We start from the raw sequence: 16689 nt of genomic DNA, 5'->3' as shown, positions 1-16689 counted from the left end.
GAAACGTTAGAAAATGCGCCCTAAACCCGCTCATCTCAACAATAGGGTCTGACAATGCGCTCATCCCATACTTGTACTTCAATATATCGTTCCGGGCCTTGATCGCCTTGACGGTTCCATTCTTGAGGCCAACCATAGGCCTGAATAATTTCCAGAATTTCGTCTTTGGTGTATATCTGCTTACGGTAAGGTTTATCATCCATATATCGCATTGTTGGAAAGAGATCTCCATACGTGAAGCTCACAACTTTGGCAGACAGATCTTCCCACGGAATCATCACTTGATCCGGTTCGTTATACCAAGATGACAGCCATTCACATGCACCAAGGGTCAGATAGTGGGGATATCGATTGGTGGGGGTTCCTCCCTTGGCCTTAAACTGCTCGTACGCTTGATGTTCAAGTGCTCTACGGATGGTCATATAATCCGCTGATCGCTGACTGGCAAAATTCCGGCCTTGATCACGGATTTGTTGGGTAACTGTTTCGGCTTCTTCATTAGACAGGCTGGAGAGATTGCGGAAAGGTCCAAGACTTTGTTCAAAATAATGATACGCCTTCAAATCCGTCATAGGAATCTCACCACCTCCAACAAATCGTTCCGTATCCATATTCGTTAGTCATAGTGTACATCATGCCATCATTTATGGAAATATCTGTAGCAAATTATTCATTGTGGAGATAAGTTACACTTGGGCACTTCACTGCACGGGGGAAATCCACTATTATTAAGGAAATATTAACCAATAAGTGGTAGACTAATAAAAGATATTTATCTTCAGAGGGCTTAAAGGGAGGTCATCTTATGTTTGGTGTTAACGTGAAAAAAATAGAAGATCAGCTGGTCATCCGGTGGCAGTTTTCCAAAATTGAAATTCCTATCGCACATATCACATCGGTCACCCTGGATGATACGTACGGTGGCAGCGAACCATCCGCCATTCGGATCGGTCCAGTCAATGGCACAAGCGAAAGGATTCTGATCCGCACGGTTAATCAATCGTATATTTTATTCACTTCCAGCGTGACTTTACATACCAATATCCAAGCTATGTTGCACCCGTCAAACTAGATTGTTGTTCAACTTCTCATGTTTCAGGGATGAGGCGTTCCATTGACATATGTGCGCTACCAACAAATGAAGCGTTAATATTCGCATGAATTCTTACAGCGAATACTAACGCTTCATTGATTCCAATTCAAGTTGGAAGCGAGATGCTTATAGCCAACTCCACTTCGGTAACTGATCGAGCGTAATAACCTCTGCGCTATGGTACACTTCCTTCAAAAATGCCACATCATTATGCGTCCCGTCTCTCAGGAATCCACCTGTCCAGGTACAGAACCAACTCCAGTGTACATCCTGCTCCTTCATCAACTTAGGGTCCGGGATGGAGCCGTTCTCGGCCAGAGCAATGATTTTGCTATCCTTCACAAGCTCACTCAGGTTGGTGTAACGCGCAGCCAACGGGCTGTGATCTCCTGCTTCAGGGTATACATCCACACTGACAATATCCACGACATCATCACCGGGATACCATTCCGGTTTTTCCGAGTTCCAGACCCAGATAAGATTGTGCAGCTGATGTTCTTGAACCAATCGATCATACAACAAACGGTATAACTGTTTGGCAGGTTCAGGACCTTTCGCTCCCCACCAGAACCAGCCACCTTCTGCTTCATGAAGTGGTCGGAATAATACAGGTACACCCGCATCCTTCAACTCTTGCAAGTGGGCTGCAATCGCATCGATATCCCGAATCAATAACCGATATGCTTCCGATTCAGTATCAGCTAGCGCGGAGGCAAGATCATAGTTGGTCGCATCCGTATAGAACCCCCGCCACCACTCTTTACCTGGTTCATCGATCAGATCCGTTGGTGCGTTCCAGTGCCAGCATAGCGTCACGATTCCACCTTGCTGGTGCCATGCAATCGCATCCCGAATCTCCTGGGAGACCGCGCCGCGTTCTGTTCTTGAAGGGGAATATTCCATGAGATCAAAGCCAATCACAGCTGGCTTTCGGCCTGTATTTTCATTAATCCAGTTAAGATTGCTGTAATCCTGCTGGCCTGCCAACATCCCTTTTTGATAACGCTCGACCAGGAACGCCATCAGTTCTTTTGCTTCGGGAGTCGCTGCTTTATTCACCGGAGCACTGTTGATCGTACGCACCGTCATCACTAACACCTCCAATTGGATTTACCATGTTAACCCACTACACCAGAACGTTCGATACTCTCCACGAAATAACGTTGCACGAACAGGTACAGAATGATCAGCGGTGCAATCGCCAGCAAAATGCCTGTATCCACGATCATGGCCACATAGTTCGGATCAGCCTTGATACCCGAGTTCGAACCAAAACCCATCAGCTGCGGAATCAATTGGTTCGCCTGAGCCGGTAAAGAAGCCACCTTCAGTGAGATCAGTGGACTTTCACTCATGAATAATGCCGAATAGAAGGTATCATTGTACTGCCAGACAAATGAAAACAGAATAACCGTAATTAGTGGCGAGATCGCATTGGGCAACATGATTCGGGCAAACGTTTTGAATCCACCCGCACCATCAATCAATGCGGCCTCCTCGATTTCCTTCGGCATGCCCTTGAAGAACTGACGGAAGATATAGATGAACAACCCCGCCTTCAGTCCTCCCGCTGTAGCAGCCGTAATCATTGAAGGCCAATACGTATTCAGCAGATTGATGCCATTCTTTCCCGTGAACAACTGGATGATGCCTATAAAGTCAAAGCTGCGGAAATGCAAATACATCGGCACCATGAGCGTACTGGTCGGCACCAGAATCGTAAGAATCACCAGCACAAAGAGCACATTGCTACCCGGAAACGAAAACCGGGCGAAGCCATATCCGGCAAGTGCACAGGATATCGCTGTCAGAAGCGTTGTGATGGTAACGAACAATAACGTGTTCGCCAGCAGAGGCAGGTAATCCATCACTTGCGCCGCAAGCCGAATATTATCCAATGTAAAATGCTGAGGAATCATATAAATCGTCGGATTGTAAATATCCTGCTTATCTTTGAACGCAACTGACACTTTGAGAAATAACGGATACAAAATAATAAATGAAATACCGATGACCAGTGCATATCTGAATATGGAATAGAGAAGGTCCGATGTTTTGTTTCGCACCCGATGCATGTGATAATTCTGCTTCGGAACTACCACCATGCGATCTGTCCCTGATGCAGCCATAATCTGAAGCCTCCCTTAATGTTAACCGTCAGTTGTAGTGAACCCGCCGTGACAAGACCCAGCCCACTACGATCAGTACAAGGCCAATCACCAGTGTATACAGCCAGGACATCGCCGAGCTTAAGCCAAAGTTCTGGGTTTTGAATGCAGTCTGATAGATAGCCTGTGTGACCGGACTTCCGGCAAATGAATCAATGATCGTATAGATGACATTTGTCAGAATCAACGGACTGACCATAGGAAATGTAATTTTCCAGAATGATTCATAGGCTGTCGCCCCTTCGATCTTCGCAACCTCATACATCGATCCCGGCACCGATTGCAGAGCGGCGAGGAAGATCAGAATCTGAACGCCAGAGCTGCTAATAATCTCATAGATCCGCATGATGGCTTCTACAATGTAATCCACATAGGCCATCGGCAATCCCACATCCGCCAGCATCCGAACAATGGATACCACGTTGAACGAAGCACCGCCATCGGCTGATGCATCCACCGCACTCGCATCCCCCATCAGATTGATTAATCCCGCAGACTCAGCTGCTGCAACTGCACTGGAAGCCAGAATAACCGGTAAAAAGAAGATTGCACGTGCCATCGTTCTGCCTCTGAACTTCTGGTTGAGCAATGTCGCCGTAAACAGACTGAAGAACAAAATCATCGGCACATTCAGCAGCATCGCTCCAACGGAGTCGACCAGAATCCGGTTGAATGTAGCGTCAACCAGAAGTGCATCCTTGAAATTTTTAAAACCAACGTATTCCAGGACGTATCCGCCCGGAGCAACAGACAGATTACTCAGACTGAATCGAATCGATTGCAGGAGCGGTGTGGCAAAGAGGAAGATGAAGCCGACCAGCCACGGAGAAATAAATGCAAGTCCAAGCAACGCTCTCCGTGACTTCAATGATAATCGAATGGTTCTCATCGGCTCACTCCCTCCACCACATAGTCCGTCCCGCCAACCGTTGTTCCATCCACGTTTAATGCATCCGCATTGTAATTCACAAGGATGGATGTACCGCCAGTATAGGTGATCCTGACCACGCCATCCTGGATGCGTTCATGCTTGAGAATCTGCTCATTCGCCAGATTTCCCAGCACTTCATTGGCCTGCTTATACAAGGTAACGGCTTCATCCACCCAATAGCTGTACTCCGTTGCGTATGCCGAATCATAATTCGTCAGCTTCAGCCTGGATGATGGTTCATAGGTCCATTGAAAAAATGGAGCTGCCCCAAGCTCCAGGCTGCGCAGTAACTGTTTGCGGAGATCCTGATCCCCCGATGTGTTCATCGGAGATGCCGCATAGTTCATGTATCCATGAATGACCATCGCATAAAACGGAACTTCTTCATCGGTAATATTGAACCGACTCGACCCTGCGGGTACATTCACAACATGTTGTGCACTACCCCAAGCGTAGCTATTTGCGGCAGATATCATCAGGTTCGGATAGGACTGTGCCAACTTGCCAAGTTGCTCCTTCACAATGTTCTTCGCCGTCTCCCGATGAATCACCCGACTATCTCGGTAATCTGAAGTCAGGACCTGCCCGAGATCACGAAGGGATAATCCGCCGAGGTCCAGTTGATTGAATTTGTCTGCAAACCCACTCACCACATAAGGAAGCTTGGCCGCTGAGAGCAAATAATAGCTGTCCCTACTCTGATCCATGCGATTAAGCGCAGGATTGTATGGATACAGTTCTGCTGTCTCCTTTGTGACAAACCGCGCCGCATCCGAGGAAGGAGCAAAACGCATATCATCGTGATAAATGTGCTGGAAAGCCACATCCGGGAACAAAGCTCCACCCGACTGCTCCAGCTTAGCGGACAACGCCTGAAGTTCGGAACGACTGCCTACTTCACTGTCCAACTTCACCCGGGTTGGCGTATGATGGCTGATGCCACCGCCGAACCACCCCTGATACCGCATTTGTACGCGGTTCACACCATCCTGCTGTAACTTCGCCGCCATTTCGGCAGCCTGTTCGTACGTAGTCATGGCTAAAGTGGTCCGATAGGGCACGCTTAGGAACGAAGCCTTTTTGTCCACTGCACCAAGCACATCCACATAGAACGGCAACTCCGTCTGTTCTGCGAGTGGCTTCAGTACATCCTGCTTGATCAACTGCTGCTGATACAGGCGGGCCATACCCGAGTAACTGGCATCTTCTCCATGAAGGAAATGATAACGGACCTGAATGTCTCCACGGAAAGGTTCTTCGCTAAGCAGCTGGATCTCCTGCATTTTCTGCGAGGTGTACATCTCCAGCTCATCCTCTCCGCGCAGAGAGAAGGTCGCGTGTACATGGTTGTAGCTATTCTGTCTGCCTCCAATATCCGCGGAGATACTGGCAATGCCATCCCCTTTTTCAATGACTGCAAACCAGGCATTCTCCCCGTTCTTCAGACCAAACACAGGCATATACGCGGATTCACTAACCTGAGGACGACTGAGCGAATTATCATTTGGGTCTGTGCCATATACACGCTGTACATACTGCTCTTCCTGGGTTTTTCCGTTGTTCAGATGGATCAGGCTGCCTGAACCGTCGGGCACGAGCATATAACCCTTACCCTTCGTATCCGCAGCACCAAAGTAAGCGAGCAAATCAATATTCCGAATGCGGTATTGCCCACTTTCCTCTACCTGGCTCAGAGGCACGGTCACAACAAGTGCTCCCTGCTCCAGTCGGTATTCCACTGATATGACAAAGCTGGGCTTATCGGATACACCCCCGCCTTCGACTCCATTCTCCTGATTGTCAAAAGCCAGATCGTCCGCCGTGTAACCCGCCGTCTCAAAGGCACCCAGCATCTTGTTCAGCACAAGTTGCTTCGAAATCTGTCCATCCAGCCGTTCCAGAATATCCGGATTGTTCTTGGTTGGATAATATCGGGCAGATGTGTACCTTGCGACAGTAGCATCCAGCTTGGAAAGAACCTTCTCTTCCAATCGCTGCTTGCTGATCAACTTCGGTAGTGCATCAATACCAAGTGATGTATCACCAAGTGTATAGTTCACCCGAATCCCTTGATCGATCTGACCCACTGTGAATTGTTTGTTGCTTATACTCGAACTGAAATTTGGAAAGTTCTCCAGTGTGCCCATCGAATCCCGGAAAGACACGTTCAACTGGGAGGACAGCACATCTTTTTCATATGCAGAAGCAAGACCATCCTCAGCCCGTTCTTTCGGATTGCTGTACCAGATCTCTCCACTTTTCCCGTCCCGTACTGCAATTTCCGTTGTCTCCTCGTTATAGTACAGGGCCAACCCCTGATCCTCGGCGACCAGCTGCATACCAGGCACACCCTGCGAAGAGTCGCTAAGGAACTGCAACGGGTCCTCCGTGACGGGCATGGCCTGGGTTGTTGTATCCAGATAAGCCGCGGCTTCTACGGCAGGAATTCCCCTGTTGTTTATATACAGCAGCCCGGCTGTAATCATGATTACAGCTGCACCACCAGCCAGCACCGTATATAATCGTTGCCTTTTGTTCACGGATGCCGCCTCCTTTAGGTCCGAAAAATCAACTCGCGGTAAATGTTATAACCGAATTCGTACAGCTGTTGCAGCATGCTAAAGACCAGTGCGCCAAGGAATACAATAATGCCCATCACAATGAGTGTCAGCACCATCGTAATGATCGTTCTAATCACCGTGTACTGGTGTACCGTCATCATACCAATGAACAGAAGCAGTACAAACCAGAAAAACGCGATGCTATTGAACAGATAATAAAAAGCAGTCTCCTCCTGCACCATGAACCGGCTGATCACGATCATTGGGGCATAGATCAGAATAACCGGAATGAGCGAGTAACCTGTCGCCAGAACGATTTCCCTGAACTTGCCTTCCCCTTCCATCAAAGTCGTTACTGCCCAGTTGGCCATGCACCATAGAAAGAAAGGTACTGCAACCGTGGCGATCTCGATGATGCTGTTAATCGTACGAGGATCGATGTAATTGACGAGAAATCCTGCGTACTGCTTTTGCAAAATCATCATGACAATGGTAAGCGCCAATGCTGCAAAAGCAACAAGCAGCCGTCCCCGGTTATCCGACTTGAGGTCCCAGAATGCATCAATGGGGTGAAAAATGAGATGCAGCGGAAACTTAATGAAATCCTGCTTCACGATCAACCTGCCTCCTCCGTCTCCATTTAACCGCCACCCGGGTCAGGATCAGAATGACAATCAGCGCGATTGCAGCGGTCAGGAATGTACCAAAATGTTCCTTCATCATCTCCCGCCGATGCCTCTTGAACGCCACAGAATAACTCTTGCGATCCATTCCAAGTTCGAAGTAACTTAGCGCTTCCTCGTTTTTCTTCTCCATTAATAAGGACTTGCCGATACCGATATAAGCGATGTCATAGTTGGCATTCAGCTTCAGCACTTCTCTCCATATATTCACGGCCTCTGTGTCCTCGCCCCGATAGTGGAGTGCCACCGCTTCATTCACACAGGCACCAAAACGGGTTGGCTCATAGACGACAAGGTTGTTCTTGCCTCGATCCAGAACCAAGTGATGCTCACCCGATTGTTCAATCGCGACAGGTGTTTTGAGCGTGCCCACCTGATTTCCTTTGCCACCATATATGTAGAGCAGATGACCTTCATCGTCGTACGTGAACACCCGGTTCTGTGTCGCATCCAATACACTGTACATGCCGTCGCCCAGCACTTTGACATCAATCAGCTTGGAGGGACCCGGATTGTTGCGGAACCGGATATCGCCTTTGACATCGTAATAACCAAACCGCTTAAGTACATCTTCGCCAGACGGGTTAAGGCGTTTGATCGGTTCATTTGAGCCAGGATCAATATTCGTTGCATACACGAATCCTTTGTGGTCGATATCCGCATTGGAGAACTCCGTCGGGACAAACAGGACCATCTGTGCGCGCTGGGCTTTGGTTGATAACATGCGCCAGATATATTCGCCGTAGTCCCGCTCCACTTTGTTGGTACCGACGTATCCGATAAATTTCCCACTCTCGTCAAACTGCATAATGCCTTCGTAGACCCCCTGTGCCACAACGTAAACTCGGCCTACATGGTCCACCGTCAGTTTCAAAGGCTGAAACTGGAATTGGGTCGACAGGATATCCGACTCGGGCTTTGTAATGGTTTGAATCAGCGTCCCCTCTCCATCAAGGACAACCACTCGACTGTTGCCCGTATCGGCGACGTATATGCGTTCTTCTTCATCTACAAACAATCCACCTGGAAGGTTAAAGGTCTCCTTGCTACCATCCATCATGAATCCATCGATGACGCGCAGCAGCTTAAAGCCTGGGTCCAATACAACAATTCGGCCGTTGCCGCTATCCAAAATGTAGATCAACCCGGAGGGAGAAACGTTCACATCACCGGGGTCTTTGAACTCACTAATGCCGAGGTCACGGCCTGATAGAGTACGCTCGGGCAGATAGGCATCCGGTGAAGGTACAGCCTCTTTCCAGTAGTTGTAGTTATAACTCTCATACGGCGCCGGGGAGGCCGCCGCAGGCACGGCATTCACCAGCAGCAGAGATACTGCCGCCAGGAGAACAAGCCATCTTTTCACTGTGCGTGCCATATCGTTCCCCCTTAATCCTTCATGCCCGAACTCGCCATCGTCTCAATGATTCGGCTCTGAGAGAAAATAAATAGCGTGATCGGCACACTCATCAAAATCAGTGCTACCGCAGCACCCGCTCCTGCCCGGGATATTCCGCCCTGAATAATCTGACCTGCAGCATAATGCAGGGTCTTGAGCTGCTCGCTGTAGATGTATCCGTTACCATCACTGCCCCATAACATCTGGAACAGTAGAATGATCAATGTAAGCCAGGCTGGCTTCACATTGGGCATAACAATGGACCAGAAGATCCGGTATTCACTGGCACCATCAATTTTGGCCGCTTCCAGCAGCGCATCCGGGATCTGCTCCATGAACTGCTTCATCAGATATAACCCGAGTGAATAGGCAAATGCCGGAATAATAACGGCCCAGTAGGTGTCGATCCATCCGAGCCATGACATGATCATATAGTTCGGAATTGCCGTCACCGCAGGTGTGAACATCAGTGACAGTACGACCACTTGGAACATGAATACTTTGCCCGGAAACTTGTGTTTGGCAAGCGGGTAAGCCGCTGCGGAAGCTAGCAGCACATGGCCTACGATACCGATACCGGTTATAAACACCGTGTTGAATATATAACGTGAGAACGGCACCCACGAGTCACTCAGCAGGTTCAGCAGATCTGTAAAGTTGCTGAACGTCGGATTTTTGACAAACAGCGTTGGTGGAAAGGTGAAAATCTCATCCAATGGTTTGAATGCATTGTTGATTGCATAGATCAGCGGCAGCACCATGAAGGCACCAAATACGAGCAGAAGGGCAAACAGGGAGAGACTTCCCGATAGCGAGCGATTCACCCGCTTTTTGCCTGTCGCAATTGCAGCCATAGCTATTCTCCCACCCTTCGAAGCAGTTTCTGTACCAGCAAGTTGGTGCCCACCATAATCATGAACAGTATGGTGGCAATCGCCGATGCGTAGCCCATCTCAAACCGTGTTGTACCGAAGTCGATCAAGTGGGTGACCACCGTCTCTGCCGCATAGTTCACGCTTGGGAACCCGGCCAGTGCGATCGACACATCGGCCACGGCAAACGAGGTTGTCAGCTGAATGACTGCGCCGAACATCAACTGTGGACGCATCGAAGGCAGGGTAATGTACCATAGTTCCTGCCAGCGATTCTTGATGCCATCCACCGCTCCCGCTTCGTACAATGTCCGGTCCACCGTCTGCAAACCGGCGATAAACGCCAGAAATCCAGTTCCGAGACTCAGCCATAGCTGCACGAGAATGAGAATAGGCATAATATAAGCTTCTGTCTTCAGCCATTGGATCGGCTCCAGCAGAAAACCCCATTTGATCAACAGCCCATTGGCAATACCATAACGATCTCCCGAGAAGATCATCAGCCAGATAAAATACACATTGCCCGAGATGGAGGGCGCGTAGAAGATCAGCGTCATGAACGCTCTCCATTTCGGTGTTAACTCATTAATGATCCACGCGAAGACAAAACAGGCAATATAACTGATCGGTCCGGTAATGATGGCAAACAGCAGCGTATTCTTGATCGCAATCAGGAATACATCATCCTCCAGAAACAGGCGAGTGTAGTTCTGCCAGCCAATAAACCGCGGGAATTCCAGCATGTTAAAGTAGGTGAAGCTGAGTATGATCGAGATGACAACCGGAATCACGGTAAACATGAGGAACAGGAGCATATAAGGTGCAAGCAGAACATAGGAATGTTTGCTGGCCTTCATTTCCTGGAGCTTCCAGCTCCACCACGATTTCATGCCCATCCTTGACGCTTTCTCAGGAGGACTGTTTTGTCCGTCTCGGAGTGATATTTGTGGCACGATTAACCCTCCCTCTGCTTACGGAAGACCAAATTCATTACGTTTGACGCGAATCTCGTCCTGAATATATTGGGTATAATCCATAATGGATTCCCTGGCTTCCACTTGGCCAACAACGGTTTTGTAAAATGCATTGAACAGATGGCGGCCTGTAAAATAACCACCAGGTACTTCAGGAATGCCCTTCACCGTTTCGAATTGTGCCTTGAGATTGGCGTAATCCTCCGCAGGCCACGGCAGGGAATCCAGTGCCTTGATGTTGGCCGTTGGATAACGGGCAGCTGCACCCATCAGTCCTTCCATCTCCCGCCCGAATTCAGCTTGAATCGGTGTACTGGTCCACCACTTCATGAACTCCCACGCCGCATCCTGATCCCTGGCACCCTCCAGCATCATGACTGCGCTGCCTCCACCCGGTACGTCCCGATTCAAGGTTCCATCCGCCTGAACGGTTCCCGGGACAGGAACGAATCCCCATAGTCCCCGAATTTCCGGTGCAAATACGGACAACTGGTTGTACATGGTGTAATCCGTTAGTCCAATAGGCATCTGTCCTGTCCGGAAACGGTTGGCAAAATCATATTCCCGCTCCAGCTTGTAATCGGTATAAAACTCCGTCCACTGCTTGAACGTCTCGATTCCGATCCGGGAATCCAGATCCGATTCCTTGTCATCGTTACGATAGAAGGCGCCACCGTTCTGGAGCAGCATCGTGGCATACTGCGAGTTCGGCGGAATATTGACACCCTGCATATTCGCCTGAGTCACGATCGGCATGCCAAATTCCATATGATTTTTGCTCAGAATCGCGAGTAGAGCCTCGACATCCTCCCAGTTCTGAGGCACTTCAAGTCCGAGTTCTTCGAGCACGTCTTTACGATAAAACAGCATGTTAAAGGTCTGTGTTTCCGGCAGGGCATATACACCTGAATCATAGGCATACGGCACGATCGCGCTTTCCCTGAACTCCTGTTCCACGGTGCTATAATCACTGAATTGCGTAAGATCTACAGCCGAGTTCCGCATCGCAAAGTTCACCGGCAGATCATTGCCGATCTGCATGGCAACATCGGGTCCTTCACCGGACAACGTCGCTGGTAGCAAGGTTCCCATGTTGACCAGCTTCAGATTCACGTTAATGCCACTGTCTGGTGTGAAGGTCTTGTCAATCATCGCTTTCATCGTATTCGCCTGGTCACGTCCGCTACCAATCCAGACGGTTACCGTACGCTGATCTTCCGATGTGGCTACATTGCCGATCTGGTTATAATCAATGAAGAACGAATGATAGAATATCTTCGCTTCATGACCAAGCTTGGCAAGTGGCCCCATACCTGTTCCGGGAATATCTTGGTCAATCGAAGTGACGTACAGTGCGTCAATCTCAAGAGGCTGCTCTCGTGCCTGTTGCACCCATGTGCCGAGACCGCCTGTGTTGGTTTTATAAGCCGCAAGCCGTCTTGGAATGGTATCTGGCTTGTCAATCATCTCGTCCAGTTGCAGCGCCATCGTCTTAATCAGTGCTTCCTGATCGCTGGACTGGCCTGACAGGAGACGAAGCTGTGCGGCCACGTCTTTGAGTCGTTTACTTTCCCCACTGAACACTTCCAGTAGGTTCGGAATCTGCTTTTCCACCCGGTAATCCCGGAATTCATCAGGCTTGGTACCTGTAATCATCAGAATGCGTCGGTACATGGAGTTCAAGTTGTACAGACTGTCCTCCACATTGCGGATAAGGGGTGCAAAGTCACCGAGGCTGTTCTCCAGCCGTAGCACATGTTTTCCTTTTTCCAGATGAAACTTGTATGCTTCCTTGCCGCCCATGACGTCAATGCGATAGTCGCTTTGGTAATGGAAAGGTGCTTTCGCCATCTCTGCAAACGGAACTTCACCATCAATGGTCAGTTTGCGTGTAGAATAGATGCCTTTGACAAAATTCTGCTGTGCGGTAAAACCGATATGATAAAGTCCGCTCTCCGGCACATCCACTTCCCATTCAATCCACTGCCCTGGCAGACGCCAGTTAAAGCCGCCAATCGTATTGATGCGTACCTGGGAAGCGCTATAAGGAGATACAGCAGAACTTGACCTTTCGCTGGTCGGGTATAACGTAGGTGAAGATTTGGCAATTGCGGCTTCTCCTTCAATGCGAATAAGTACATCCTTAGGCTGCCCGGAAGTATCCGACTGTTGTGCACCCGCAGTCTCTGCGTAAGGAACGGCTGTCTTCTCATTGAAAAGACGAATGGACCGGATCACCATGGGTTCACGCGATGATTTTAGCGTTAGCGTGTGTTCCCCTTTTACCAAATAAAACTTGAATGGAGCCTGTTCGTACCCGTCGGAGTCCTGAAACGTTTCTTCCATCCAGCGAGGTTTCTCCACTTGTCTCGGGCGTAAGTCATTGCCTTGATTGTCCTGCTCCACAACATCTTTCTCATTCGCCCATACCCGGTCAAACTGCAAATAGGCGGCTTCCGCAAAAGGAAGTTCACCATCAATGTACAATGCACGCTCAATGGCCGAACTCTTGCCTTCAACGGGAAAATAGATTGCGGACAGATTATACAGCCCGGTCTCCGGCACGCTAATTTTCCACTCGACTTGTCCTGTCTCTCCGGTATGGAGAGATACACCATCCATTCCCTCATAATTCGTCAGTTTGCGGACGTTTTCACCTTCGGCTTTTATGTAATCTCCTGCTTCAATGGTGATGTCCACACTCGGCTGTGTAGCCTGATCCGTTCCGGATCGATACTGTTCGTATCCCTTTTTCTGCCGGGTCTGCTGCAAGATTGCATCCACTTCAATGGCAGGCAGACTGCCAGGTGGAATGTCTGCACTCTTCCCATCAGCGCCGGAAGTTACATATAGAATGATGCAGGCTGCCGCCACGATGATTACTGTGGACAATACCCATGTCTTACGTTGTAGAATTCCAGCCATCCTAAGAGTCCTCCTCATCAAGGCTGATGCCAGCAATGCCGATTTGGTGGTTCAGGAAAAGGGGCTCCGTGCAACATTGCCGACACGAGCCCCTGCCTGAATCGCTTGCTGGTGTTAAGTTCTTATTGTTTACCGAGTTTATCAATGGCAGCTTGTGCCTGTGCTTTGTATTTCTCGGCTGTTGCCGTCACGGAAGCATTGTTTTTGATGATATCGTTCACAAAATCCCCGAACGGGTATCCTGTGTAGGCATCATCCAGTAAAATGCGGCCCGTTCCAGCGATGTGCTCGCGAATGATGGCGATATCCTTCTCGTCGGTATAACGACTCTCCAGATAATCCTGACCTGGATACTCTTCAATCTGCGGGATGTCGAAGGTCTCTTCATAGATTTGGTAGACGATCTTTGGATCCTCCACACCTTTTGGAATGAACTTCGCCGATGCCGCGTTGTTTGCATACGTTACCTCTTTGCTACCCTGTGGCCCGTTCGGAATCGGCACAACACCAACTGCAAAGGTGAGATCGCCCAACTGCCATTCAGCAGCGGTGAACAGAGCTACATCTCCATCTTTGAACGTATTGCTTTCCTCCCAATTGGTTTTGTCGCCGGTTTTGACCTTCACGACATTTTCCACGTTATACAGGCGTTTGACGAATTCGGCAGCTTCAATCGTTTTCGGATCGGACAATCCTTCTTTGCTATTGGTATCATCCACGATCGTTCCACCATTGGCTGCGGTAAAATGACGAACGACATCAAGCGCCCAGCCAGAAAATCCGTATACGTCAGTTTTGCCGTCGTTATTGGTATCTTTGGTTGCCTGTTTGGCAAGTTCCATGAATTTATCCCAATCCCATTTGTCTTGGTTATACAATTCTTGAGGATCAGGCAAAGATAATTTTTTGAACAAGTCACGGTTATAGTGAAGTCCCAGACCAATGCTGGTTGGAGATTCGAAGGCGTATTCGTTGCCTGCAATGGCAGGAAATTTTGCAATCAGGTTAGCCTCTTGGTTGATGTTATTCTCAGGTGTAGTGAATTCGGAGATGGGCAATAGTTGCCCTTTGAGGATGGCAGGTAGTGCGGATTTGTACTCCATCTGAACGATGTCGGCGAACGGTTCGCCAGCCAGTGCAGACGTTGTGAATTTGTTCATGTATTCTTCGAAAGGTACGTTAACAAACTCCAGTTTCACGTTGTATTTCTTCTCGACCTCTGCAATTTTATCGAGTCTGGCCTTATCGGAGGCCGTCTCTCCCGCTGGTTTCAAGTCCCACCAGGCCGCAACCTTAATGACACGCCCACCCAGATCAGGCACATTAACCACAGCTTCTTCCGCTCCGCCCTCTTTCTCTGTCTCAGCGACTTCGGTGCTGTTACCTGAGTTCGTTGTTCCCTCTGCTTCGGTCCCCGTCTGCGCTGTCCCCCCACCACTGCAAGCGGATACAAAAAGCATCACGGCCAATAACATCAGAGGTAGAACATTCCATCTTCTCATCATGATTTTAACAACCTCCCCGAATGTGTATACCAATCATGGTTCACCCTAAATCGTTAACCCCATTCACCAACCAATCGAAAATAAAAAACCACCACCATTTGTTATTTTCTTGTTTGTTTTTAACAAACAAAATTTAACACAGCAAAATGTAAGCGTCAACATTTTTGTTGTTAACATTTTCTAATTATTCTGATAAAATGCTGATAAAGCTGTAATTTATCTGTATCACAGCTTATTCAATATCCTGGATTCTAAGTACAAACTTATTAAAACATGATTATAACTTTGTTTATTTTGTTATTTTTATAAAATAACAAAATAATAATTTAACAGACAAAATTCGTCATTCTATCTGAAAATATGCTTACCGTCACGTTGAACGTTCATCCTAAAATACTGTGCATCACTAACATTTTGAATTCTCTGTCCGTTATTAGATTAAGAGAAATACATCATGTTATACTAGGAACAGTTGGATATCGCTCCAAATAAGGAATACGGCAGAACTACGAGTGTAAGGATGGTATGATGAAGACAAAGGTAACAATTCAGGAGATTGCACATTTTACGGGTTTGTCGAAATTCGCGGTGTCACGAGCTTTGTCTGGAAAATCGGGAGTTAGCGATCAAACGAGGGATGTCATTCTCAAGGCCGCTGGCAAACTTGGATATTTCAAAGATAACAGCATGTTGTCTGGTGAACTGTATAACAACAATGAATCTCAGGAACCAAAGAACACACGTTCAAGCGGAACGATCTTGATTTTGTTTCCCAATGTTCGGTACCAAAATCAAGACTCCGTATACTGGGGACCCGTCTTTAACGGGATCTCTTCCAAGCTGAACCAAAAAGGGATTAATATTCTGACCTTGACGGAACCCTCGGCAGACCAGCTATTTACCCTGCTCAACCCGGATGCCATTCGTGGAATCATTACCGTTGGCTCTATTTCGACCCCGATTCTGCTTGAAATCAAACGTCTCAGTATTCCGGTTGTGATGGTGGATCACCTGGACCCTGTTTTTCACAGTGACAGCATATTCACCGATAACTTTGCATCCATGCGAGAGATCATGCTCTATTTGCTCCGCAAGGGCTTCAAAACCTTCCAGTTTGTTGGCAATATCGGGGATGCTCATAGCTTCTATGAACGCTGGATTGCATACACTTCTGTGCTTATGGGCCATGGGATGGAAATACATCAGATTCCTGAGCTAAGTAATCAGGCATTGGATGAGTTCCGCCAGACGTTCACTTCGGTGATCAATGAGGATAACCTGCCTGAAGTGTTTGTATGTGCGAATGATTTCTATGGGCTATACACCATAGAAGCCCTTGAGAGTATGGGTATTCGTGTACCTGATCAGTGTGTTGTCACGGGATTTGATAATCTATACGACAATATCCCATTACTGGCTACAGTCAATGTGAACAAGGAATTGCTCGGTGCACGTGCAGTGGATCAGATGTTATGGCGCATTGCGAATCCAGAGAGTAACGTCGAGAAAAAGTTAATTCTTGCTGACGTCGTTATTCGTGAACAGTTTGGCAGGCATAGTGGATAAAAGCATATATGG

General features: G+C 48.3%; 13 protein-coding genes. 2 read left to right on the top strand and 11 right to left on the bottom strand.

Going from position 1 to position 16689, the window contains the following annotated elements:
• Positions 1 to 35: 35 nt before the first annotated feature.
• A complete protein-coding gene (locus MKY87_RS24270; RefSeq protein ID WP_340966555.1) occupies positions 36 to 572 on the bottom strand; it encodes a hypothetical protein in 537 nt (178 codons plus the stop codon).
• A 233-nt stretch (positions 573 to 805) separates the two neighbouring features.
• Here MKY87_RS24270 and MKY87_RS24265 point away from each other — a divergent pair, with 233 nt between their 5' ends.
• Positions 806 to 1072: a SunI/YnzG family protein gene (locus MKY87_RS24265; RefSeq protein WP_133384083.1), complete on the top strand. Its 267-nt coding sequence runs from the start codon at positions 806 to 808 to the stop codon at positions 1070 to 1072.
• A gap of 147 nt (positions 1073 to 1219) precedes the next feature.
• On the opposite strand, the gene MKY87_RS24260 is transcribed toward MKY87_RS24265, so the two are convergent.
• The 10 genes from MKY87_RS24260 to MKY87_RS24215 form a co-directional block, all read right to left on the bottom strand.
• A complete protein-coding gene (locus tag MKY87_RS24260; protein WP_340966553.1) occupies positions 1220 to 2182 on the bottom strand; it encodes a glycosyl hydrolase in 963 nt (320 codons plus the stop codon).
• A gap of 29 nt (positions 2183 to 2211) precedes the next feature.
• Positions 2212 to 3222: a carbohydrate ABC transporter permease gene (locus MKY87_RS24255; protein ID WP_339785048.1), complete on the bottom strand. Its 1011-nt coding sequence runs from the start codon at positions 3220 to 3222 to the stop codon at positions 2212 to 2214.
• 28 nt (positions 3223 to 3250) lie between these two features.
• Positions 3251 to 4150 (bottom strand): carbohydrate ABC transporter permease, encoded by a 900-nt coding sequence (locus MKY87_RS24250; protein WP_076327086.1) that lies wholly within the window; start codon positions 4148 to 4150, stop codon positions 3251 to 3253.
• A complete protein-coding gene (locus MKY87_RS24245) occupies positions 4147 to 6732 on the bottom strand; it encodes a DUF5696 domain-containing protein (protein ID WP_340966550.1) in 2586 nt (861 codons plus the stop codon). The genes MKY87_RS24250 and MKY87_RS24245 overlap by 4 nt, the downstream gene beginning before the upstream one ends.
• Positions 6733 to 6746: 14 nt before the next feature.
• Positions 6747 to 7367 (bottom strand): YIP1 family protein, encoded by a 621-nt coding sequence (locus MKY87_RS24240; RefSeq protein WP_133384080.1) that lies wholly within the window; start codon positions 7365 to 7367, stop codon positions 6747 to 6749.
• A complete protein-coding gene (locus MKY87_RS24235) occupies positions 7348 to 8814 on the bottom strand; it encodes an NHL repeat-containing protein (protein WP_340966548.1) in 1467 nt (488 codons plus the stop codon). The genes MKY87_RS24240 and MKY87_RS24235 overlap by 20 nt, the downstream gene beginning before the upstream one ends.
• Before the next feature lie 11 nt (positions 8815 to 8825).
• Positions 8826 to 9689 carry a carbohydrate ABC transporter permease gene (locus tag MKY87_RS24230; RefSeq protein WP_017689719.1) on the bottom strand — a complete coding sequence of 288 codons (864 nt, stop codon included), beginning with the start codon at positions 9687 to 9689 and terminating at the stop codon, positions 8826 to 8828.
• A 2-nt stretch (positions 9690 to 9691) separates the two neighbouring features.
• On the bottom strand, positions 9692 to 10603 hold the full coding sequence (locus MKY87_RS24225; RefSeq protein WP_133385912.1) for a carbohydrate ABC transporter permease: 912 nt from the start codon (positions 10601 to 10603) through the stop codon (positions 9692 to 9694).
• Between the two features lie 75 nt (positions 10604 to 10678).
• Positions 10679 to 13606 (bottom strand): extracellular solute-binding protein, encoded by a 2928-nt coding sequence (locus MKY87_RS24220; protein ID WP_340966545.1) that lies wholly within the window; start codon positions 13604 to 13606, stop codon positions 10679 to 10681.
• Between the two features lie 122 nt (positions 13607 to 13728).
• Positions 13729 to 15108: an ABC transporter substrate-binding protein gene (locus MKY87_RS24215; RefSeq protein ID WP_339790734.1), complete on the bottom strand. Its 1380-nt coding sequence runs from the start codon at positions 15106 to 15108 to the stop codon at positions 13729 to 13731.
• Positions 15109 to 15636: 528 nt separating this feature from the next.
• On the opposite strand from MKY87_RS24215, the gene MKY87_RS24210 reads away from it, so the two are divergent.
• Positions 15637 to 16677 (top strand): LacI family DNA-binding transcriptional regulator, encoded by a 1041-nt coding sequence (locus MKY87_RS24210; protein ID WP_310333732.1) that lies wholly within the window; start codon positions 15637 to 15639, stop codon positions 16675 to 16677.
• Positions 16678 to 16689: the final 12 nt, after the last annotated feature.

The organism is Paenibacillus sp. FSL R7-0198 (genome assembly GCF_038000415.1).
GTDB lineage: Bacteria > Bacillota > Bacilli > Paenibacillales > Paenibacillaceae > Paenibacillus.
The sequence above is the reverse complement of the archived record's forward strand: the minus strand, read 5'-3'. Positions and strand labels throughout refer to the sequence as shown.